General features: G+C 35.8%; 19 protein-coding genes. 7 read left to right on the top strand and 12 right to left on the bottom strand.

What is annotated here, in order from left to right; all coding sequences use genetic code 11:
- The first annotated feature begins 52 nt into the window (after positions 1–52).
- A complete protein-coding gene (gene purB / locus ISP73_06150; GenBank protein MBL6658166.1) occupies positions 53–1,405 on the top strand; it encodes an adenylosuccinate lyase in 1,353 nt (450 codons plus the stop codon).
- Here the strand turns inward: purB and ISP73_06155 are convergent.
- From ISP73_06155 to ISP73_06175, 5 genes are read right to left on the bottom strand one after another with little or no spacing between them, the layout of a single operon-like run.
- On the bottom strand, positions 1,402–1,950 hold the full coding sequence (locus ISP73_06155) for a hypothetical protein (GenBank protein MBL6658167.1): 549 nt from the start codon (positions 1,948–1,950) through the stop codon (positions 1,402–1,404). The genes purB and ISP73_06155 overlap by 4 nt on opposite strands.
- A gap of 6 nt (positions 1,951–1,956) precedes the next feature.
- Positions 1,957–3,156: an L-2-hydroxyglutarate oxidase gene (gene lhgO / locus ISP73_06160; protein ID MBL6658168.1), complete on the bottom strand. Its 1,200-nt coding sequence runs from the start codon at positions 3,154–3,156 to the stop codon at positions 1,957–1,959.
- 8 nt (positions 3,157–3,164) lie between these two features.
- On the bottom strand, positions 3,165–4,013 hold the full coding sequence (locus ISP73_06165) for a hypothetical protein (GenBank protein ID MBL6658169.1): 849 nt from the start codon (positions 4,011–4,013) through the stop codon (positions 3,165–3,167).
- Positions 4,006–4,545, bottom strand: coding sequence for a YceI family protein (locus ISP73_06170; GenBank protein ID MBL6658170.1), 540 nt, complete (start codon positions 4,543–4,545; stop codon positions 4,006–4,008). The genes ISP73_06165 and ISP73_06170 overlap by 8 nt, the downstream gene beginning before the upstream one ends.
- A 28-nt stretch (positions 4,546–4,573) precedes the next feature.
- On the bottom strand, positions 4,574–5,878 hold the full coding sequence (locus tag ISP73_06175; GenBank protein ID MBL6658171.1) for an MFS transporter: 1,305 nt from the start codon (positions 5,876–5,878) through the stop codon (positions 4,574–4,576).
- Between the two features lie 101 nt (positions 5,879–5,979).
- On the opposite strand from ISP73_06175, the gene ISP73_06180 reads away from it, so the two are divergent.
- Complete coding sequence (locus ISP73_06180) at positions 5,980–7,575, top strand: SulP family inorganic anion transporter (protein ID MBL6658172.1); 1,596 nt, start codon at positions 5,980–5,982, stop codon at positions 7,573–7,575.
- A 43-nt stretch (positions 7,576–7,618) separates the two neighbouring features.
- Here ISP73_06180 and ISP73_06185 read toward each other — a convergent pair whose 3' ends face one another.
- Together ISP73_06185 and ISP73_06190 are read right to left on the bottom strand one after the other, a co-directional pair.
- Positions 7,619–10,603, bottom strand: a complete 2,985-nt coding sequence (locus tag ISP73_06185) for a T9SS type A sorting domain-containing protein (GenBank protein ID MBL6658173.1) — start codon at positions 10,601–10,603, stop codon at positions 7,619–7,621.
- Between the two features lie 253 nt (positions 10,604–10,856).
- On the bottom strand, positions 10,857–13,124 hold the full coding sequence (locus ISP73_06190) for an aconitate hydratase (GenBank protein MBL6658174.1): 2,268 nt from the start codon (positions 13,122–13,124) through the stop codon (positions 10,857–10,859).
- A gap of 99 nt (positions 13,125–13,223) precedes the next feature.
- On the opposite strand from ISP73_06190, the gene ISP73_06195 reads away from it, so the two are divergent.
- Positions 13,224–14,453, top strand: a complete 1,230-nt coding sequence (locus ISP73_06195) for an ABC transporter permease (GenBank protein ID MBL6658175.1) — start codon at positions 13,224–13,226, stop codon at positions 14,451–14,453.
- Between the two features lie 53 nt (positions 14,454–14,506).
- Here ISP73_06195 and ISP73_06200 read toward each other — a convergent pair whose 3' ends face one another.
- From ISP73_06200 to ISP73_06220, 5 genes are all read right to left on the bottom strand, one after another.
- On the bottom strand, positions 14,507–14,953 hold the full coding sequence (locus tag ISP73_06200; GenBank protein ID MBL6658176.1) for a 50S ribosomal protein L9: 447 nt from the start codon (positions 14,951–14,953) through the stop codon (positions 14,507–14,509).
- Positions 14,954–14,962: 9 nt separating this feature from the next.
- Entirely contained in the window at positions 14,963–15,226 is a 264-nt protein-coding gene (locus ISP73_06205) for a 30S ribosomal protein S18 (protein MBL6658177.1), read from the bottom strand.
- 2 nt (positions 15,227–15,228) lie between these two features.
- Positions 15,229–15,582, bottom strand: a complete 354-nt coding sequence (locus tag ISP73_06210) for a 30S ribosomal protein S6 (protein MBL6658178.1) — start codon at positions 15,580–15,582, stop codon at positions 15,229–15,231.
- A 156-nt stretch (positions 15,583–15,738) separates the two neighbouring features.
- Complete coding sequence (locus tag ISP73_06215) at positions 15,739–16,548, bottom strand: mechanosensitive ion channel family protein (protein ID MBL6658179.1); 810 nt, start codon at positions 16,546–16,548, stop codon at positions 15,739–15,741.
- A 283-nt stretch (positions 16,549–16,831) separates the two neighbouring features.
- A complete protein-coding gene (locus ISP73_06220) occupies positions 16,832–17,158 on the bottom strand; it encodes an HIRAN domain-containing protein (protein ID MBL6658180.1) in 327 nt (108 codons plus the stop codon).
- A gap of 179 nt (positions 17,159–17,337) precedes the next feature.
- On the opposite strand from ISP73_06220, the gene ISP73_06225 reads away from it, so the two are divergent.
- The 4 genes from ISP73_06225 to ISP73_06240 all read left to right on the top strand — a co-directional run bounded on the left by ISP73_06225 (position 17,338) and on the right by ISP73_06240 (position 24,134).
- Positions 17,338–19,089 carry a DNA polymerase III subunit gamma/tau gene (locus tag ISP73_06225; protein MBL6658181.1) on the top strand — a complete coding sequence of 584 codons (1,752 nt, stop codon included), beginning with the start codon at positions 17,338–17,340 and terminating at the stop codon, positions 19,087–19,089.
- A gap of 13 nt (positions 19,090–19,102) precedes the next feature.
- Complete coding sequence (locus tag ISP73_06230; GenBank protein MBL6658182.1) at positions 19,103–22,024, top strand: insulinase family protein; 2,922 nt, start codon at positions 19,103–19,105, stop codon at positions 22,022–22,024.
- A 39-nt stretch (positions 22,025–22,063) separates the two neighbouring features.
- Complete coding sequence (locus ISP73_06235) at positions 22,064–23,290, top strand: NADP-dependent isocitrate dehydrogenase (GenBank protein ID MBL6658183.1); 1,227 nt, start codon at positions 22,064–22,066, stop codon at positions 23,288–23,290.
- Positions 23,291–23,354: 64 nt separating this feature from the next.
- Positions 23,355–24,134, top strand: coding sequence for a hypothetical protein (locus tag ISP73_06240; protein ID MBL6658184.1), 780 nt, complete (start codon positions 23,355–23,357; stop codon positions 24,132–24,134).
- The last annotated feature ends 182 nt before the right edge of the window (positions 24,135–24,316 follow it).

Genomic DNA, 24,316 nt, shown 5'->3' on the forward strand with positions numbered 1-24,316 from the left:
TAAATTCAAAAAGTGTAAATTTGCAGCGTTCAATACTAATACCATACGATTAATGTCATTATCTGCTTTAACTGCAATTTCTCCAATAGATGGTCGATACCATTCAAAAGCCAATGAACTTAGTGTCTTTTACTCAGAAGCAGCACTAATAAAATACCGACTTAGAGTAGAAGTGGAATACTTTATTTCTCTTTGCGAATTACCTTTGCCACAACTTGAGAATTTTGATTCAGATTTATACAGTTCTTTGAGAGATATTTATCTAAAATTTGACGATGAAGACGCTCAGAAAATTAAGGATATCGAAAGCATTACAAATCATGACGTTAAGGCTGTAGAATATTTTATTAAAGAACGTTTTGACGAGCTTAAAATAAGTGAGTACAAAGAGTTTATTCATTTTGCATTGACCTCACAAGACATTAATAACACAGCTACACCTCTTCTTATTAAGGAATCTGTTGAAGATGTTTACGTTCCTAACTATATGGAATTATTAGATAAACTCATTAGTTTAAAAAATGAATGGGCATCTATTCCATTATTAGCGCGTACACACGGTCAAGCGGCATCCCCAACCTTACTGGGTAAAGAAATAATGGTATTTATCGAACGTCTTGAACGACAAATAGGCTTATTAAACATGGTGCCGTTCTCCGCGAAATTTGGAGGTGCAACAGGTAATTTTAATGCCCATCACATTGCTTACCCTGAAATCGATTGGGTTTCTTTTTCAAACGATTTTGTAGATAACAATCTTGGACTAGACCGTTCACAAGTTACTACTCAGATAGAACATTACGATAACCTCGCTGCTCTTTTCGATAATCTTAAGCGTATTAATACCATTCTCATTGATTTAAGTCGAGATGTGTGGACATATATTTCAATGAATTATTTCAAGCAAAAAATAAAAGAAGGCGAAGTAGGTTCATCGGCAATGCCTCATAAAGTAAACCCTATTGACTTTGAAAATGCTGAAGGGAACTTAGGAATAGCGAATGCTATATTTGAACATCTTTCCTCGAAACTTCCTGTTTCTAGACTTCAAAGAGATTTAACAGACTCCACCGTCCTAAGAAACGTTGGTGTACCTATGGCACATACATTATTAGGTTTTAAATCTATTCTAAAGGGGCTGAATAAATTGATTTTGAACGAATCTGCTATTAATGCTGATTTGGATGATAATTGGGCTGTAGTGGCTGAAGCTATTCAGACTATTCTGAGAAAAGAAGGTTATCCAAAACCTTATGAAGCACTTAAAGAATTAACTCGAACGAATAGCGTCATCGAGAAAGATACTTTAGCTGTATTTATTGATGGACTTGCCATTAGTGATGACCTCAAAGACTATTTAAAAGATATTTCTCCTTTTAACTATACTGGAATAGAAAAACTTTAATTGACCTTGTACTTGGCAAGATAGTCAGACCAATTCCAAATAAAATTACTCATTAAATCTGTTAGTTCTTGTAAAAAGACAGGATTAGGCTCGTTTTGATTTTTCAGTAAATCGCCCTGAAATTCATTAAGGTTATACTTTACAAATATTGACTTTGCCATGGCTTTTTCGATTGTTGTATCATCTGAATACTGCTCTTTAAAGAACTGTTCATAATCCAAAAACATATCGCGAACTAAATCCTCTTCCATATCAAAGAAACCTATTAGCTCATTTAGGCTAGCGTGGTGCAAACGATGAACCACTTCATCGTCAAAATGTTCAGATAAAGAATGATTATTTGCAGCAAATACAATCATTAAAAACCAGTTTGTATCCTCAAGTTTTAAATTGGGTGACTCTTCAAATTTTCGGTTATCATTTACAAATTCAATGATTTCAGGAAAGCCCAATTCAATAACTTCGAATAGGGTTTTGGTATAAACCACTGCCAATTCTTGGATAGATACTTTCTCTTTCTTGTTAAAGCCAAATATTTTCAACATATATCGCTAAGTTAAACTAAAATTCTTTTTAACTATTTCTAGCACTTCATCACCAATGGATAAACAAGCTGTTGCAGCTGGCGAGGGAGCATTCAACACATGAATACTATTGCCTTTACATTCAATTTTGAAATCATCAAAAACATCTCCATCGTGACCTAATGCCATAGCTCTTACCCCACTTCGTCCTTCTACAATATCATCCATCGTCAACGAAGGTATTAATCTATTTAATTCTTTCAAAAATAATCGCTTGGAAAATGCTCTTTTATATTCTTTTAGTCCAAACCTCCAATGTTTGAAAAACAATTTCCAAGTGCCTTTGTACAACAAGGCTTCAAAAGTATCTCTGAAATCAAAGTCCGTTTTACCATAGCCTTCTCGCTTAAAGGTAAATACCGCATTTGGTCCACACTCAATCGTGCCATCAACCATTCTAGTAAAATGAACTCCTAAAAATGGAAATTCTGGGTTTGGCACGGGGTAAATTAAATTTTTGACTTTTGATTTTCCTTTTTCTGAAAGGTCATAATAATCGCCTCTAAAACCGACAATTCTTACATCCGAATCAACATTATCTTTTTGTGCCATTCTATCGGAAAATAATCCAGCACAGAACACTTTATAATTAACCTCAAATCGTCCTTTTGACGTATGAATAGTGTCTTCATCAAAGGATTTTACCTCACAAGAAGTAATGATTTGACTATTTGAGTTTATGCCTTTAATCCGTTCAGCCAATTTATTGGTTACGCCTACAAAATCAATTATTCCAGATTCGGGCACCCATAAAGCTGCAACACCTTCTACATGTGGCTCAATTTCTTTTAGCCTTTCCTTTGTGATTTTTTCTACACCAAGAAGTCCGTTAGCTTTACCCCTTTCATATATTCCATCTAGCCTATTCAGCTCTTCATTATCAACTGCAACAACAACCTTGCCACAAACATCGTGATTGATGCTGTGTTCTTTTGCAAATTCGACCAATTGCTTTCTTCCGTTTACACAATTTTTAGCCCTGAAAGAACCAGGTTTATAGTATAATCCGGAATGAATTACGCCAGAATTACGCCCAGTCTGATGAGCTGCTAAAATATCTTCTTTCTCTAAAACCAATAGATTCAAATGAGGATATTCTTGTTGAATTTTAAAGGCACAGGAAAGTCCTACAATTCCACCACCAATAATAGCTATATCTGATTGCATTGTATTGTTTACCATTCAAAAACTCTTGAAATATTAAACCCAAAATAGATATCGCCTTCAAAGAAGTCGCCACTAGTCTGAGTTAGAAATACATGTTCATTCATCCCTCTAGAGTTACTTAAATGCAATGAGAAAACATGTCCGCCAGTTTCAATATCAAATCCAATAGACAACATGTTTTGATGGGTTGATGAGAGTTCACTTAATGCGTAAAAATACTCCCCATTTAATGTTACTCTTTTAGAGAATTTATAACGTCCTCCTAGACCTAAAAACAACGGGTCAGAAGAGGTGCCAAAGACAAATTGATTCAAATGAACATGAGTAGGTAAAACGATCGCCGAAAACTTGGAACTAAACTTTCGAGCTATGATGAGCTGATTGGCAAAAGATATCTGATTTAGAAAATCGTAATCTGCTTGCTGTCGTAATGACTCTGAAGGGTGTGCTAAAAACAATGCCGAAAAAACAGATAAAACTACTGGAGATTTATCGGATTGATTCAAAATTTTTCCTTTTAAAGATGCGTCGTATTGTTTGTTGGTAGAGCTACGCCCTACACTCACTGCTATTCGGTCAGACACACCATAGTCTAAACCCATCCTGACTTGTGAATTATCTAAACCCCAAAGGTTATAAAAGCCAGAATTTAAAGTACCAAAGCGGTGTTGAATTAAAAATTTAAATTCTCCTTTTGAAGATTGTTTAGAGGATTGAGCATTTACTACTCTACTATCTTTAAATAAAGAACTGACAACTTTGGGTTCAGCATTATCCTCATTCAATAAGCTCAATAAATCTTGACCAAACGAAAATTGGGCGGTTGACAAAAGCATCAGTAGTATTAATCTAATCATTGGAGAGTTTTTGAAGATTCATCTCTATGTTAACATTTATTTCCTCAGCAATTTTATACATCATTATTTTTGGAATATCAATATTGAAATCATCCAATATAATATCAAATTTCGAACCAATCGTCAGTTTGTCATCTTTCAACGAAATGGTAGCCGTCATATTCATTTGACGGTTAATGCCATGAAGTAGAAAATTACCTTTTACATCAATGGTTTGTTCTTCAGACAAATCAAGACTTGAAATATCAGGGATAACGCCAGTAAATGTCGAATTAGGGAATTTTTCGCTTTCCATATAACTTTCGTTAAAGTGTTCTTGCATAAGAGAGTTGGGAAATACGAAATCTTCAATCAAAATTTGAAAAGCAAAACCGCCAGTTCTTAAGTCAACAACTCCAGTTGCTTTTTTATTTACAGCTTCAATGTTTTCTATTGGTGCTTCAGAATAAAAACTAACTACACCTTCTTTACTTAAATATTGCTGAGCAAAAATCTGTGATGAAAAAAGAAAACAAACTAAGATTAAACGCATGTAACAAAGATACTAAATCTGTTGGCTTTTAAACTTTTTTCAAAAAAAGGTATCCACAACTAAATAACAGTATCACAACAAATAATCCTGCTTGCTGAGTGTTGAAGTATGAAGTCGCCATGCCAAAAAATAATGGTCCAACAAAAGCAGTGGCCTTACCCGAAAAGGCATAAAAACCAAAAAATTCATTTCTATTTTTTTTAGGGGTAATTCGAGCCATCAAAGAACGACTAGAGGATTGATTTGGTCCTGAAAAGAGACCAATAAAAATTGCCGCTAACCAAAATAAGTTTTTAGAATTGAACCATTGAGGGATAAGGCTACCTCCAAAAATCAATTCAAATAAGCCAGGTAGCTCAGGTGATAAAATAGCTATGACGCATGCCAATGCTAAAAATACAATACTCCAATTGACGACCTTTTTACTTCCTATTCTATCATCGAAATACCCGAAGATAAAAGCCCCAAGTCCAGCTAAAATATTCAAAACAATGCCTAGCATCATTATTTCTTCGAATGAGAAACCAACAGTAGTTGAGGCATATATTCCTCCAAAAGCAAAAATGGTAACTAAGGCATCATTATAGAATAAGCGCGCCAGGAGGAAACGATAAATTGTTTTATGGTCTTTTACTTTCTTGAAGGTGTTTTTTAATTGCTCAAAGGCTTGTTTTAAAACGGTTTTTATTGAAATTTCTTTATTCTTTTTAGCCTCTTTGACGCCAAAAATTAGAGGCAAACTAAAGATAAGAAACCATACAGCAACCAATAAGTTCGTTGCCCTAATATGTTCACCACTGTCAACATCAAAACCAAAAATTGGCGCTTCGGACTGAACCAATAGTACTAATGATAGCGCTAAAGCAATTAGTCCACCTAAATAGCCCAAACCCCAAGCTAATCCGGAGGTCTTTCCCATTCTTTTTTCTGAAGATATATCTGGCAAATATGCATTACAAAAAACTGTACCTATCTCAAAACTAATATTAGCAATCACAAATAATAGCAAAGCATATGCCACTTGCCCTTCAAGTGGAAAAAAGAGCAAGGCTGTAGCAGAAATGCAGATGAAAGTAGAAATTGCCATTATTTTTTTTCTAGCACCTACCTCATCGGCGATAGCTCCCAAAAAAGGCGATGTAACTGCCACAACAATAGCAGTTAGTGACACTGCCCAAGACCACCATTGTGTCCCTTCAATTTCTGTTGGTGCTATTGATTTTGTAAAATAAGTTCCATATACAAAGGTTACCACTAAAGTAGTGAAGGCCGAATTGGCAAAATCATAAAATGCCCAAGACCAAATGGTTGCTTTATTATCTTTTTTAAACATACAATCGAATGTACAATTAAAAACGGAATAATAATTAGATGATTTTTTAAACAATCCATTGAAAAACCTACTTTTGCCGACTTAATCAAAACAATAACTCATTGAGCAATTTTAGATTTATTGACAAAACAAACGGAAGTGTAAAAGACGATATCCTTTCAGGACTTACCGTAGCACTCGCACTTGTACCTGAGGCTGTAGCCTTTGCATTTGTAGCAGGTATTTCACCAATTGTTGGTTTATATGGTGCTTTTATGATGGGCTTAATCACCTCTATTTTTGGTGGTAGACCAGGAATGATTTCTGGAGCAACGGGCGCTTTAGCTGTTGTAATGGTTCATTTGGTAAGTGAAGGAAATATACTCGGTGGCAATGATGGTGCTGGTCTACAATACCTCTTTGCTACTCTTATTTTAGCTGGAATTTTTCAAATGTCTGCTGGAGCATTAAGGCTAGGGAAATTTGTTAGGATGATTCCGCACTCCGTTATGATGGGTTTTGTTAATGGATTGGCAATAGTTATTTTTATTTCTCAGCTCGGAATGTTTAAATCTAATGGAGAATGGCTCAATGGTGGCACTCTATATATTATGTTAGCTCTAGTAGGGTTAACAATGGCTATTATGTATTTCTTGCCCATGTTAACCAAGAAAGTGCCTGCTGCTTTAACGGCAATTGTGATAGTATCATTAATCGTCATTTTTGGAGGTTTAGAAACTGAAACCGTTAAATCTTTTATTATTTCTAATGGTGGCGAAGGTATAAAAGCGGGCTTGCCAAGCTTCAACGTACCTATGATTACATTGAGTTTTGAGACGCTACGATTTATAACGCCTTACGCGCTTATTCTTGCTGCTATTGGGCTCATTGAGTCACTAATGACATTGAATCTTATCGATGAGCTTACAGATTCTCACGGACATGGAAACAGAGAATGTGTGGCTCAGGGAGCTGCTAATTTTGTAAATGGTTTCTTTGGCGGAATGGGCGGTTGTGCTATGATTGGACAGAGCATCATCAATATCAAATCTGGTGGTAGAGGGCGACTTTCGGGCATTACTGCTGCCTTAGCCTTATTAGGTTTTATATTATTTGGCTCTACTTACATTGAAATGGTTCCTATTGCTGCACTAGTTGGCGTAATGTTCATGGTAGTTATTGGTACCTTTGCTTGGAGTAGTTTTAAAGTATGGAATAAAGTGCCGGTAAGTGATGTATTTGTGATTATTCTTGTTACTGGAATGACTGTAATATTTGATTTAGCCATTGCTGTAATTGCTGGTGTCATTGTATCCTCTTTAGTCTTTTCTTGGGAAAATGCTAAACGCATTAGAGCTAGAAAACACATTGACGAACACGGAGTAAAACATTACGAAATATATGGACCATTATTCTTTGGTTCTATTGAGTTATTTCAAAGTAAATTTGACGTAGCTAACGACCCTAAAGAAGTTATTATTGACTTTAAAGAATCCAAAATTACTGATCAGTCAGCCATAGAGTCTATCAATAAGCTAACTGAGAAGTATTTGAAGAATGGCAAAAGCATTCACCTCAGACATTTATCTTCTGACTGTATTAAACTCATTAAAAAAGCAGAGAAGATATGCGAGGTTAATGTGGTAGAAGACCCTAATTACTTTGTAGCTATCGACAATTATAGACAATTAATGAGCACAAAAAATAAGGAGGCTTAAAAAAAGCCTCCTTATTAACCTTAATTCTAGTTAAAAACTAATTTTACTTAATCAGAATACGTTTGTTAAAGGATAAATTATCATTTTTCAAGTTCAATATATATACCCCTTTTTCAACATCTGTTAATTCGATATTGACCTTAAAATCATCCACTTCTTGTGCATAAACCACTTGACCTAGGGTATTTGAAATGGATAGCTTCAAGTCATTAGGCAACTTATTCAAATCTATTGTAAAATAACCATTGTTCGGATTTGGATAGACCTCTACATCTGACTTTTCAAACTGATATATAGAGGTTACAGAATCGAGGGATGTCACCGCAATACATTCTGAAAGTTGAGTACAATTACCAATAGTAATCTTGCAGGCATACTCACCCAATTCTGAAGCTGTAAAGTCAGCACTAGTCGCTCCAATAATTGGAGTTAAATCCTCACAGTTTACCCACTGGTAAGATGCGGAAGGATCGCTTTCATTGGATGAAAGGTTAAAGTTATAAAACATATCTATTGATAAGTCTACATATAAAACTGAAAGATAAGTCTCAATTATACTATCACAATTGTTTGTATTTGGAATGGTGTCAAAATAAATTCCCGTTTCAGTATATTGATTTCCTGTAATAGACACAAAAGTATCACACTCAATTATTTCCAAAAAATCAAATGTTACATTATTAACAACAATATCCATTATGAAGACACTATCACAGGTCTGTAATGAGATTGTATCTGTATAAATGCCTGTAGAATCATAAGCAAATCCAGATGGTGATATAAAACTAGTACAAACCGTATCTTCAATAAAGATATAGTCAGTACATTTATTAATCCTAAAATTATCTACATATACATTTATATCTTGATTACTCAGTTGTGATTCACCATAAAAAGCAAACTTTACCTTTCCTGAATAAGGAGATAAATCGATTACAATTTTATCTTCTACGCTAATTGAGTTTGAATCATTCCATTCTTGCAAAACATTAGCGCTTGACCATGTATTACCATTATCTGTTGAAATGATAAAAGCAAATTTATCGTCACTTCCTAAATTTGAACCATTGGTGCCAAAATAATTTGTTAAGCCTAAATCAAATTCAACTTGATAATTGGTTTGGGCTGTTCCTAAATCAAATGAGTTTGTAATAAGCCAATCGTTTACATATTCTCCATATATATTAATACGAGCAGAGCCTGTATATCCATCATTACCAAAACCATCTTCCGTCCAATTTGAACTTAACATGCTCGTAAACTGGGTAGTATCGCTTAATAAACCTTTTGCCTGAGACCAACATATGTTAGGTAATACATCGTCAAACGTTTCAAGAGTTGATGGTGGCGAAGTTGCACCGCAGCCTGTTATAAACGAAAATGGGCCTACCCATTCACTCGAATCCAAACCAGCGCATAAAATAGTTACATAAAACTCATATTCTGTTGACTGAGTTAATGAATTCATCAATAAACTATCAGTATTGGATTCTATAAGAAATCCTGTCCCCAACTCAAAACCTAGAGCACCTAATTCTACGTAATAAATAGAATCGTTAGAATTTCCTGACCAACTTAAAATAGCTGAAGTATCCATTATAGAGCTTGCATCTAAATTTATTGGGTTAGGGCAAGGGGGTATTTCTGTTACTTCAAAATTATCGATATATAAATCTATATCATTATTGATGATTGGTGAATAAGCATAAAATGCTATTTTAATCTCATCAGTATAAGCAGAAAGATCTATTACAACCGATTCGCCAGAGTTTGAAAAAGTCATTCCAGGACCCCATGTTCTTAAGGTGTCATTTTGACTCCAAGTTAGTCCATTATTCTCTGAGATAACTACTGAAAACTGGTCATCACTGCCAAAAGTATTTGCAGAAGTGCTATTGTAAGACGTTAAGGCTGCATCAAATTCCAATTGATAAGCAATTGAACCATCCCCTAAATCAATAGTTGGACTTATAAGCCAATCGTTTACATTACCATATACATTTATTTTAGCGGCATCATCACTCCCCGTATTAGCAAAAACTCCAGAATCCCAATTTGATGTTTCAAAGTTAGTAAAGGATGTAGAATCTGAAATAATGCCTCTTCGTCTTGTCCAACAATTAGAGAGGTGATTTGTAAACGTTTCAAGATAATCAGGAACTTGGGATTGACAAAGTGTAGTAAAATTAATTGTCGTTAAAATAGATGTATCACCTGCACCACAAATCTCTTTAACTAAAAAATCATAATTGGTATTAGGTGTAAGTGCATTTATAGATGTAGACGTTCCAATAGCTAGCAACGTATCAGAGAAAGCTACTGTTGAATTAGCCGTTTCAACCACATTAACTACGAAATTAGATGTCGAATCGGCAACCCACTCAAAATAAGCTGAGGAAGCAGTCAAACTGTCCATTGATAAACTATCTGGTTTTTGACACGTTTGCACCAAACCATGAAAGGTTATATTGGGATAAAATGCATTTACTGCCCCTTGAGGCGGTGAAGAAGGGTCAGGGTTATTAGAATCATTAAAGTAATAAATAGAATTATTTGTTACTCCCTCTGTACAATAAAAATGATTACCCCAAGCACCATAACCTCCAGCATTATCTTCAACAGCGAGAACTATGTTTTCTGTACCATTATAGCTAAAAGCACTATCGAAAACAATATGAACGGTATCACCAACTACAGAAACGGTGCCTGAATACACAGTATCAAATGTAGAGATATCTATCCAAGATGATGTGCCAGCAAATGAGGATTGGCTAGTATGACCGATATATACATTCCAGTCATCCGCAAAAGATAAATCCAAACTAGGAGTTCCATAATAGATAATAGCCGTTATATCACCAGAAACACCTATTAAAGTAGAAGAGTATATACTTTGAGAATAAGAATAACCATAATATGCCTCTATAGGTATACTTTTTCCAGTTTCAGTACCCTCTCCTACTTTAATTTGAGAGAAAGAAAAAGTGGTTAGTAATAGAAATACTAACAATAGTAGATGTTTTTTCATAATAGTATAAGTTTTGATTCCCTATCAATTTATAAAAAAAATCACCCCCTCACCGTATTTCGACGAAATACGGGATTTAATAGATAAACAAATTATTAATATCGATAAAAGAGAATTTACACTGACAAATTAAATTTACATACTATCATTTAAAGCATGAATTTTGTTACCAAAACGTCATTTTTTTATTAAGTGAATAAAAAAAACGCATCAATACAAGTTGATGCGTTTAATATCTTTGTAACAAAGTGGTTTAAGCGTTTTGTTCTCTAATTAGATTTAGTGCAGAACCCGCCTTAAACCAATCGATTTGCTGAGCATTGTAAGTATGGTTTAATAGTATGCTATCTGTTGAGCCGTCAGTATGAAGCACCTCTAAAGTCAATTGTTTTTGAGGCGCAAAATTTGCTAAATCAATTAAGTTAAAGGTATCGTCTTCTCGTATTAAATCGTAATCGCTTTCGTTAGCAAAAGTCAAGCCAAGCATCCCTTGTTTTTTCAAGTTCGTTTCGTGAATCCTTGCAAAAGATTTTACTATCACGGCTCTTACCCCCAAATGACGAGGCTCCATAGCAGCATGCTCTCTAGATGAGCCTTCACCGTAATTGTGGTCACCCACTACGATAGTATCAACGCCAGCCGCTTTATATGCTCTAGCTACATTGGGCACTTCGTCTTTACTACCATCCAATTGATTAACTACGCTGTTAACAGCACCGCCAAAGGCATTAACTGCTCCAATGAGGCAATTGTTAGAGATATTATCCAAATGTCCTCTGAACCTCAACCATGGACCTGCCATTGATATATGGTCAGTGGTACATTTGCCCTGTGCTTTGATAAGTAATTTAGCCCCTGTTATATTACCGCCATTCCATGGAGTGAAAGGCGTTAGCAATTGCAGTCTGTTAGAGTCTGGATTAACCACTACTTCTACGCCACTACCATCAATAGCTGGAGCTTGGTATCCGTTATCTTGTACATCAAATCCTTTTTCTGGTAATTCTAAACCTGTAGGCTCTGCTAAGCTAACTTCTTCGCCATTTTTATTCGTTAATGTATCCGAAATAGGGTTAAAATCTAATCGCCCTGAAATGGCTATTGCCGCTACCATTTCTGGCGAGGCTACAAAGGCGTGTGTATTGGGGTTACCATCTGCTCGTTTAGCAAAGTTTCTGTTAAAAGAGTGAACGATGGAGTTTTTTTCTTGTTTGTCAGCCCCTTCTCTATCCCACTGACCAATACATGGTCCGCAAGCGTTTGTAAAAATTCGAGTCGACTCAAACTTGTTAAAGCTGTCAATAAGACCGTCTCTTTCAGCAGTATAACGCACTTGCTCCGAGCCAGGATTTATTCCTAAAGTTGCTTTAGGCTCTAGTCCTTTAGCAACGGCATCTTCGACAATAGAGGCAGCACGTGTTAAGTCTTCATAAGAGGAGTTAGTACATGAGCCTATCAATGCCCATTCAATATCTAAAGGCCAATCGTTTGCTCTGGCTTTGTCTTTCATTTCTGAAACTGGCGTTGCCAAATCTGGCGTAAAAGGACCGTTCAAATGCGGCGTTAATTCTGAAAGGTTGATTTCAATGACCTCATCAAAGTACTGCTCAGGGTTTGCATAAACTTCTGCATCACCAGTCAAATGTTCTTTGACTTGGTTGGCTGCATCAGCAACATCGTTTCTGCCTGTTGCTCTGAGGTATCTTTCCATACTCTCGTCATAACCAAAAGTAGAGGTAGTAGCTCCTATTTCAGCACCCATATTGCAAATGGTTCCTTTTCCTGTACAAGAAAGCGACTCGGCACCTTCTCCAAAATATTCAACAATACAGCCCGTACCACCTTTTACAGTAAGTATTCCTGCCACCTTTAATATAACATCTTTAGCAGAAGTCCAACCGTTAAGTTTTCCTGTAAGCTTAACACCTATCAATTTTGGAAATTTCAATTCCCAAGGCATCCCTGCCATTACGTCTACAGCATCGGCACCACCCACACCAATAGCAACCATACCCAATCCACCTGCATTTACAGTGTGAGAATCTGTTCCTATCATCATACCTCCTGGGAAGGCATAATTTTCTAAGACTACTTGGTGAATAATCCCTGCTCCTGGCTTCCAAAAGCCAATGCCGTATTTATTACATACAGAACTTAAAAAATTGAATACCTCATTATTGGTGTTCAAACTTTCTTGTAAATCTTTATCTGCTCCAATTTTGGCTTGAATAAGGTGATCGGCATGAGCTGTTGAAGGTACAGCTACTTTGTCTTTTCCTGCTTGCATAAATTGAAGGAGTGCCATTTGAGCAGTTGCATCCTGCATAGCTACTCGGTCAGGACCAAAGTCAACATAATCTACACCTCTTGAGAATGCTTTATCGTTATTTTCATTCCACAAGTGAGTATATAGAATCTTTTCTGCTAAAGTCAAGGGTTTGCCTACTAGTGTTCTTGCACGTTCTACGCCTTGTGGAAATTTAGCATAAACTGCTTTAATCATTTCAATGTCAAATGCCATAATGTGTGTAAATTTTGATAACGTTAAACCTTATTTTTAGCCTTGCAAAAGTAATTTTTTAAATCCAGTATTACAAGAGAAAACCGTACATTAGCACTGATGAAATTAGTCATTGAAAATATAAAGATTGCTCTTCAGTCGATACGAACTAATCTTCTTCGAACAGTCCTGACTATTTTCGTTATTGCCATTGGTATATCTGCTTTAGTAGGTATTCAAACGGCTATTGAATCCATTAAATCTAGCATTAGCGAAAACTTTACACGCATGGGCTCTAATACCTTTAATATTAGAAACAAAAGCTCAAACGTTAGAGTCGGCAAAAAAGGGACAAAACCAAAACGGTATGCATCCATTACTTATGCTGAAGCTAAACGATTTAAAGAGCGTTTTGCCTCTACTACCTCAATCTCAACATGGGCAAGCAGTACGGCTGTTTTAAAATACAAATCCACAAAATCAGACCCCAACACTCAAGTTACAGGCACTGATGAAAATTACCTACAAACTGCTGGCTACGATTTATCAGAGGGTAGGAACTTCACCAAAGACGAAACGGAAATTGGAAAGCATGTAGTAATTATTGGAAAAGAAATAGTAGACAAACTGTTTGAGAACGTTTCACCAATTGGCGAGCTTATCTCTATTGGAAACAGTAAATACAGAGTTATAGGCATTTTAAAAGAAAAAGGCTCTAGCGCTACTTTTGGCGGGGATAAAACTTGTCTAATCCCTATCACTACTGCCAGGCAATATTTTGGCTATGCTAATCAATCCTTTACCATTAGTGTATTCTCTCAAAAAACGTCATCGCTAAACGCTACTATTGGTAATGCTATTTCTGAAATGCGTATCGTTAGAGGCTTAAAGCCTGTTGAAGAAGATAACTTCGAAATCATTAGAAGCGATAACATTACCCAAATATTACTCGAAAATATAAAGTACGTTACACTGGCTGCCCTTATCATTGGCATAATTACGCTTTTCGGCTCTGCAATAGGACTCATGAATATTATGTTGGTTTCTGTAACGGAACGTACTAAAGAAATAGGAACGCGTAAAGCCATTGGTGCCACTTCCTCTATAATTCGTTGGCAATTTTTGATTGAAGCGATTGTAATATGTCAATTGGGCGGCATTATGGGGATAGTGTTTGGTATACTTATTGGCAATGTGACCTCCCTGTATATCGGCTCTAGTTTTATTGTCCCTTGGGTTTGGATTCTATCTGGTATTGCTCTCTGTGTTTTTGTTGGTTTAGTTTCGGGATATTTCCCTGCTGCCAAAGCGGCAAAGCTTGACCCCATTGAGGCTTTGAGGCACGAATAAAAAAAATGCCCTCGACAAGCGAAGGCATTTTCTAAATTATAGTTGGTTGAACATTACTTTGCAGGAACTACCTCAACTGAAAGTGAAGCTTTTACTTCTCTATGCAAACGCACTTCAGCATCGTATACTCCAACTGTTTTAATATTGTTTAATTTAACAAACTTCTTGTCTATAGTAAAACCTAATTTCTCGAGCTCTTCAGCTAAGTGGTTAGACGTGATAGAACCAAATAATTGCTTTCCACCTTCAACAGTCTTAGCTGCAATTTTTACAGTAAGTCCATTAATTTTTTCCGCAACCTTTTTAGAGTCATCAATAAGTTTGTTTTCCTTTTTTGCTCTCTGACGCAAGTTTTCTTCTAAAACTTTACGTGCTGCTTCAGTAGCTAAAACAGCCTTTCCACCAGGAATTAAGAAGTTACGACCGTAACCGTTTTTCACGTTTACAATCTCATCCTTAAATCCTAATTTCTCTACGTCTTGTAATAATATCAATTCCATAGTTTTAACTTATTTTAGCATATCACCAACATATGGCATTAGGGCCAAATGACGACATCTTTTGATTGCTTGTGAGACTTTTCTTTGAAATTTCAAAGACGTACCAGTAATTCTTCTTGGAAGAATTTTTCCTTGTTGGTTTACAAAACGCATTAGGAAATCAGGGTCTTTGTAATCGATATATTTAATACCCGCTTTTTTGAAACGGCAATACTTCTTTGTATTTCTGTTGTTTACATCTACTGGAGATAGATATCTAATGTTATCTGCCATGATTATGCCTCCTGTTTTTCGTTAGTATTTAGTCTTTTTCTTCTTCGTTCAGCATAAGCAAGTGCGTGCTTGTCTAACTTTACAGTTATCCAACGCATTAGGCGTTCGTCACGCTTGTATGCTAATTCAAGCTTGTTAATTATTTCGCGGTCTTCAGAAGTGAATTCCATCAAATAATAGAAGCCTGTTCTTTTCTTCTGAATGCTGTATGCCATCTTTTTGAGGCCCCAGTTTTCTTCAACAACAACTTTTGACTTACTATCTTTGAGAAGCTTTTTGAACTTCTGAACCGTCTCCTTTATCTGCTCTTCAGATAAAACGGGATTCAAAATGAAAACGGTTTCGTAATGATTCATAGTTAATTATTTTGGTTTAAAATTTCGTTTACCCTCTCGTAAAAAAGGGATGCAAATCTAAGCCAAAGTTTTCATAAAAACAAAGATTTCGCGAACAGACTTTCTCAAAGGCTATCTTTCCAAAAAAATAGCTTTTAAATCCTACGTTTTACATCACTATTTATTTATAAATACAGTATGTGGAAAAGGGATCTCTATTTCAGCTTGGTTGAGTGCTATTTTTACATTTTCATAGGTACCAAAATAAACTTCCCAATAGTCTGCTGGCTTACAATAGGGCCGCACTACAAACTGTACTGAACTGTCTGCCAATTGACTAACACCAACAAAAGGAGCAGGGCTTTGCAAGACCTTAGAATTATCTGTTAATACTTTTAACAATACTTCTTTCGTTTTTTTGATATCGGAATCGTAGGACACCCCCACTTCTAAATCTACTCGAATTTTACCTTCGGCAGTATAGTTGATGATATTTCCATTTGCCATAGCGCCATTGGGCACAACTATCATTTTATTATCTGGTGAGACTAATCGAGTATTGAAAATATCTATTTCGGACACCTCACCAATCACGCCTTGAGCTTCTACCAAATCGCCAATTTTGTATGGTTTGAACACCATAATAAGTACTCCACCAGCAAAATTGGAAAGTGATCCTTGTAGGGCTAAACCTACAGCCAAACCTGCTGCCGCTATGATGGCTGCAAAAGCTGTAATGTCAATTCCTAGTGTGGACACAACCATTAGGACAAGAATTATTTTGAAAGACCAGGACAAAATATTGCTAAAGAAGCGCTGAAGAGTTAGGTCATACTTTGTTTTGGATAGGAGCTTTTCGACACCCATTAACATTTTTTTGATTATCCAAGACCCTATGAAAAAGATTAAGATAGCACCCAATACTTTTGGGCCGTAGTAAGTCACAAAATCCAATGTTTTTTCAAGCAAAATATTTGCATTTTCCATGTTTTAAGAGTTTATATTAAGACTGCAAAAGTAAGGAAAAAGAAATCACACTAAGGATTATTCCGTTTCGATTAGCTTCAAAATATGTTTTAGCACAACAAAAACTGCGCTGAGCTTGCCGAAGTGCCTGTTGTGTGCAATATCAATAGTTGTGAATCGCTTTCAAATTGTATTTTAGCACAACAAGGTATGCAGAACTTAATTGACAGCATACGTTGTGAATCGCTTTCAAATTGTATTTTAGCACAACATTAAGTCGCCTCGTCTTTCTACGGGGCATTTTTTATTCCTCCTTATCCAAAATTCTCACACACAATTCTATCCGTTCGTTCATGGGTCTGTCATCATAAATACTTTCTATAAGCACTTGATAAGGGTTCCAGCCCGCTTTCAAAATCTTTGCCATATGCCTGTTCTCTCCTCTTGGAATATAACCCAACTTGGCGTCTTTCCATTTTACCGCCAAAGCATGCCTGTCGAACTTATTATCGAGTTCGGGCTCAATGCTCAATTCCAAGCCTGTTTTTAAATCGCTCCAAACTTCTAGAGCATCATAGTATTGTAGTCCAGCTATGTGGCAAGTCATCAAGTAGGTTTTTTTGGCTTTCATCTTCTTTAAAATTAATTTAATACACTAGTTATGCCCCAAGGCGTAGTCAAACCATTTCATAAATTATATTGTAAAGGGGGATCGGCTTTAATAAATCGTAGAGCTCAAATGTAAACAATCTCAAATAAAAACTCAACTTTTCAATCATTATATTATATTTGTTTTCGCAAAAATTATTGATGGAAAATTTTGTTGTCTCGGCTCGTAAATACCGTCCTTCTACTTTTGATACAGTAGTAGGTCAGCAGTCCATTACAAACACTCTAAAGAATGCCATTAAGAACAATCATTTAGCACAAGCCTTTTTGTTCTGCGGACCTAGAGGCGTTGGTAAAACCTCTTGTGCCAGAATACTCGCCAAGACCATCAATTGCATGAACCTCACTGAAAACATTGAGGCTTGTGATAATTGTGACTCTTGTAATGGCTTTAACGACAGTCATTCGTTCAATATTCACGAATTGGATGCTGCCTCAAACAATGGGGTGGATAAAATCAGAGAACTAGTCGACCAAGTGCGCTTTGCCCCTCAAGTTGGGAAATACAATATTTACATTATTGATGAGGTGCACATGCTTTCACAAGCTGCCTTCAATGCCTTCCTAAAAACATTGGAAGAGCCACCGGCTCATGCCCTATTCATACTAGCAACTACCGAAAAGCATAAGATAATTCCTACCATTTTGTCCCGTTGTCAAATCTTTGATTTCAAAAGAATTCAAATTGAGGACATCGCCAATCATTTAGCCTATGTCGCTAAAAGTGAAGGAATAACGGCCGAAGAAGAAGCCTTGCATACCATCGCCCAAAAGGCTGACGGTGCCTTAAGAGATGCTCTTTCTATCTTCGATCAAATCATTAGTTTTTGCGGTAATAATTTGACATACAAAGACGTTATAGCCAACCTAAACATTCTGGACTATGACTACTACTTTAAAGCGACTGATGCTCTTGCCAACAACGATATTCCTAGCTCACTGAATTTATTCAATGATATTCTGAACAGTGGTTTTGATGGACATCACTTTATCAATGGATTAGGCATGCACTTCCGAAATCTATTGGTCGCTAAAGACCCTTCTACCCTTAGTCTGTTGGAAGAAGGTGAAAACGTTAAAAAACGATATCTAGAGCAAAGTCAAAATTGGAAACAAGAATACCTTTTGAAAGGCTTAGAGCTTTGTAATAAGGTAGATTTGAGCTATAAACTCAGCAAAAATCAACGTCTACTTATAGAAATAACCCTAATGCAATTGTGCAGCATTGACTCTCTTTCAAGTTCTACTGAAAAAAAAACTTTCGTAGTAAAAAAACAGACTGAAAAACAGCCTAAATCAGAGGAAAAAAAGGCCAAAGAGCAAGGAGAAAAAACTGCCGAAGCTGTTTCTAAACCCATTGCAAAAGAAGAAATAGTTATTGAAAAGGACGATAAAAAATCCATTAAAATTGTCAATTTCAAAGACACTATTGAAAAGAAGACCATTTCAATAAAAATTAACAAAAACGAAAGTGAAGAAAAGGAAAACGTTGAGGAACAAAAGGTTTTAAACCAAAGAGAAACACCTTTCACTCTTTCTGATTTAGAAACCGTTTGGACTGAATATAGCACTCTCAAACAGAAGGAAGGAAAACATAATTTATTTTCTATATTGAATGAAAAGAAGTTCAAAGTAGAAGAAAATTATAACATTACCTTAACCGTCGACAATAAAGTACAAGAAGAAGTGTTAATCGAAGAGAAAACAAACTTGGTTTACTTCTTAAAAAACAAACTAAAGAACGACATATTATCACTAAAAATTGACGTCAAACAATTGGAACAAAAAGAATTAACGGCTTATACCGATGAAGATAAGTTCAAAAAAATGGCAGAAAAAAAACCAATACTATTAGAATTAAAAAACCAATTTAATCTTGAACTAGATTATTAATTAATTGACAACTATGAAAACTAAACTAACATTTATCCTCATTCTACTTGCACTAGGGTGGATAGTATTTAACGTAACACAGGACATGAGTAAAATTGAAAATAAATACGAAACCGTTAAGAATGACCCAATGAAGTCTAGACTCTATACTTTAGATAATGGACTTAAAGTTTACTTGAGCGTTTACAAAGATGCACCAAGAGTACAAACTTATATTGCCGTAAGAGCAGGTAGTAAAAATGACCCTGCTGACGCTACAGGTCTGGCTCATTACCTAGAGCACATGCTGTTTAAAGGCACAGACAAGTACGGTTCGTTGGATTATTCTAAAGAAGCTCCTATGCTTGAAAAAATAGAAGAGCTATACGAAGAGTACCGACAAATTGATATGACAGATACTGTCAATAGAGACAGGGTTTGGGGGCAAATAGATTCTATTTCTGGAGAGGCTGCTAAATTTGCTATTGCCAACGAATACGATAAAATGATTTCTAGTGTAGGGGCTAAAGGAACAAATGCCTACACCTCTGCCGAAGCGACAGTTTATCTAAATGATATTCCATCTAATCAACTTGAAAAGTGGTTAGACATAGAAGCTGAGCGTTTCCGCATGCCTGTTTTCCGTCTATTCCACACTGAATTAGAGGCGGTGTACGAAGAAAAAAACATAGGCATGGATACAGACGGGCGTAAAATGTTCGAAGCCCTTCTTTCTGGACTATTCAAAAACCACACTTATGGCACACAGACTACCATCGGAACAGTTGAACACTTGAAAAACCCTTCAATCAAAGAAATTAGAAAGTACTTCAACAAAAATTATGTTCCAAATAATATGGCAATATGTATGTCAGGAGATTTTGACCCCGATTCAGTTATCACATGGATAAATGAAAAGTTTGGTTCATTCGAGAGAAAAGAAGACCCCGAATTTATTCCTGGTATAGAAGAGCCTATAACTGAGCCAATAGTCAAAGACGTTTATGGCCCTGATGCTGAACGTTTATACTTAGGCTACCGCTTCCCAGGCTCTAAAGATAAAGACACCAAAGTCATGAAAATTATAGACATGATTTTGAGCAACAGCCAAGCGGGCCTTATTGACCTAAACCTCAACCAAGAACAAAAGGTATTACAAGCAAGCTGTTTCCCATACATACTAACTGATTACAGTACACATATTATTTACGGCTCACCAAAACAAGGGCAATCGCTTGATGAATTAAAAGACCTATTACTTTTAGAGATTGAAAAGGTTAAGAGTGGAGATTTCCCAGATTGGTTAATCCCTGCTATCATCAGTGATATGAAACTCTCAAAAATAAAAACCTATGAAAGTAACTCATCAAGAGCGGACGAATTTGTAAAAGCCTTTATTCAAAATATAGAATGGGAAGACTACATTAATGAAATGGACGTTCTCGAAAGTATTACTAAAGAAGAGGTAGTTGAAGTGGCCAACAAATACTACAACGACAATTATGTGTTGGTAAGAAAAAACCTTGGTGAAGATAAGAGTGTTATTAAAGTTGCTAAACCAGCCATTACACCTGTTGAAGTAAACAGAGACGCTCAGTCAGACTTCTTAAAAGCCATCACTGAGGCTGAATTAAACGAAATTGAGCCTGAGTTCTTAAATTACGAAGACGATATTCAGCAAACAGATATCGGCGTTCCATTTATCCACAAGCAAAACACAGAAAATAGCCGTTTTAAACTATATTACATCAGCGACAGAGGAAATAACCACGATAAAAAGCTAAGCATGGCTATCGAGTACTTCAATTATTTAGGAACAGAAGATATTTCTCCCGCTCAGAAAAAAGAAGAATTCTACAAACTTGGTTGTGAAGTTTCCGTAAATAGCCAAAACGAACAAAGCTATATTTCACTTTCCGGACTAGACGATAATTTCGAGGCTTCAGTAGGACTATTTGAAAAACTATTATCTGAAGTTGTCGCCGACGAAGAAGCTCTTGAAAACCTTAAAATGGATGTACTCAAGAAAAGAGCCGACGCAAAATTAAATAAGCGTACCATACTATATAGCGGAATGAATAATTACGCCAAATATGGACCAAACAACCCATTTACTAATAATCTGTCTGATGCTGAAATAATGGCAATATCATCTGATGAGTTGATTGATATTATTCGAAACATGACGTCGTATGAGCACAGAATATTGTATTATGGACCAAAATCTTTAGAAGACGCTTCTGCATCTGTTCAGAGTTTACACCCTTTAAAAGATAACCTAAATCCTATAACAGAAATCAATGATTTTACTGAACTAGACATCAATAAAACATCAGTTTATGTTGTTGATTATGACATGAAACAAGCCGAAATACTAATGGTTTCAAAAGGTGAAACATTCAACAAAGAAAATATGCCTTTAATAAAGTTACACAATGAGTATTTCGGGGGAAGCATGGGAAGTATTGTATTCCAAACCTTGAGAGAATCAAAAGCCTTAGCCTATTCGGTGTACAGCACATACAGCTCGCCAAGAGAAATGGACAAATCGCATTATGTAATGGCATACATTGGCACTCAAGCCGATAAGCTTAAAGAAGCGATGATTGGTATGAATGAGTTACTAGATGAGCTTCCTGAAGTTGAAGCAAATCTTGAAAATGCTAAGGATGCAGTCGTTCAGAAAATACGTACTGAAAGAATTACTAAAGATAGAGTTCTGTTTAACTATGAAGCAGCTAAGCGATTGGGCTATGACTATGATTCAAGAAAAGACATCTATGACTCTATAGAGCAATTCGACATGTCTGATCTTACAGATTTTCATAATAACTATATGAGTGGAAAGGATTACACCATATTAGTACTTGGAAATAAAGAAGACTTAGACCTGAAAGCGCTTAAAGAGTATGGCGAAGTAAAATTTCTAACTTTAGAAGATGTTTTCGGATACTAAATAGTACATTTGCAAACTTATAATTTGAATAAAAAAATCATGAGCAAAATCAAAGTAGATAATCCAGTAGTTGAATTGGACGGAGATGAAATGACAAGAATCATTTGGAAGTTTATTAAAGATAAATTAATCCTTCCATATCTTGATTTAGATATTAAATATTACGATTTAGGCATGGAAAGCCGTGATAATACTGATGACCAAATCACTATTGATGCTGCTAATGCTATCAAAGAATATAAGGTAGGAATTAAATGTGCTACAATTACTCCAGATGAACAACGTGTAGAAGAATTCGGATTGAAAAAAATGTGGCGTTCGCCAAACGGAACTATCAGAAATATTGTTGGTGGTACTGTTTTCAGAGAGCCTATCATCTGCAAAAATGTTCCTAGACTTGTTCCAAACTGGACACAACCTATTTGTATTGGACGTCATGCATTTGGAGACCAATACAAAGCTACAGATACTGTTATCAAAGGAAATGGCAAATTAACTATGACCTTTACCCCTGAAAATGGCGAGGAAGTATCTTGGGAAGTTTATCAATTTGAGGGACAAGGTGGTGTAGCAATGAGTATGTACAACACTGATGAATCTATTTATGGCTTTGCACGTTCTTGTTTCAACCAAGCGCTTTCAAAAGGATGGCCATTATACCTTTCTACAAAAAACACTATTCTTAAAGCTTATGACGGACGCTTTAAAGATATTTTTGAAGAAGTATATCAAAATGAATTTAAAGCTGACTTTGATAAGGCTGGAATCATTTACGAACACCGTTTAATTGACGACATGGTTGCCTCAGCACTAAAATGGAATGGTGCTTTTGTATGGGCATGTAAAAACTACGACGGCGATGTTCAATCAGATACAGTTGCTCAAGGATTTGGATCATTAGGTCTAATGACTTCAACACTTGTAACTCCTGAAGGTGATGTTATGGAAGCTGAAGCGGCTCACGGAACTGTTACACGTCACTATAGACAACACCAACAGGGTAAGAAAACCTCAACTAATCCAATTGCTTCTATTTTCGCATGGACAAGAGGGTTAGCTTTCAGAGGGAAACTTGACAACAACCAAGCACTAATTGATTTCTGTCAAACTTTAGAAGACGTTTGTGTTGAAACGGTAGAAAGCGGTACGATGACTAAAGATTTAGCACTTTGTATTCACGGAAAAGACCTTAACGAAAGTCATTACGTTGTTACGGAAGACTTCCTAGACGCTTTAGATAAAGGATTGAAAATAAAAATGGCTTAATAGCCATTTTTATTTTTCGTCTTAAACACCTACTTTTATAGGATAAATAAATTACCTTATAACTATGAAAAAATTAATACTACTCTTTGTAGTCGTTTACTCTTTGTTTTCGACCTCAAAAGCACAGCAAGCAGGTGACACAATCGTCATAGAGTCCTTCAATTATACCCAGACCTATGGTGTAAATCAATGGTCTCCTGGCATTCGAGACACCATCATTGACTTTTCAGTTTTGCCAAATACTCCTATTGAAAAAGTATTGATGCTATATAATATGCGTTGTAAAAACAACTTAGTATCAAACTCATCCAACAAAGATCAAGGCTGTGGCGAATGGGACGCTTCATGTAATACTTATCTGTATGACTCTACAAGAGTAGATTCGGTTGTTTATTCTCATCCCAATTATATTGTATCAAACTATAGTGGAACAACATTTGATTATACTTCACAAGAAGTATATAATTATTATCAATATGAACAGGACCTAGTAAGTGTCAATAATGTCACTAATGAAAATTCTTTTCAAATCTCGACGGGCAGCTTAACAGATTCTGAATCACTTGATGGTAGTCAATTCTCAGGAAAATCACAATTTCTATATACAGCAAGTGAACTTATTGCAGCTGGCTTTAGTACTGGTGAAATTGATGGTTTAGAATTGGAAAGTTCAAATGCTGGGGCTCTAAGCTTTTTTAAAGTAAAAATTAAAGAAACTTCACTTGCTGAATTAGACCCCAAAACACCAGAACTCTCAAATTTCACAGAAGTTTATAACAGCAACTACACTTTCAATAGTGGAGCTAATAAAATTATTTTTTCAAGCCCTTTTGTTTGGAACTGAACTGACAATCTAATTATAGAATTTTCATTTACAAACTCTGAACCTACAAACTCCATACAGTTTAGTGCAGAAAACGCTTCTAATAATGGGTTGATTGCAAATAATGGCTATGCTGTGGATTTATCTAATAACGCTTCTATTGAAGTTCCTGTTGATGCCATATCATCTATTTCTGATGAAAT

This window comes from Flavobacteriales bacterium (genome assembly GCA_016779935.1).
In the GTDB taxonomy this organism is placed as follows: Bacteria; Bacteroidota; Bacteroidia; order Flavobacteriales; family UBA7312.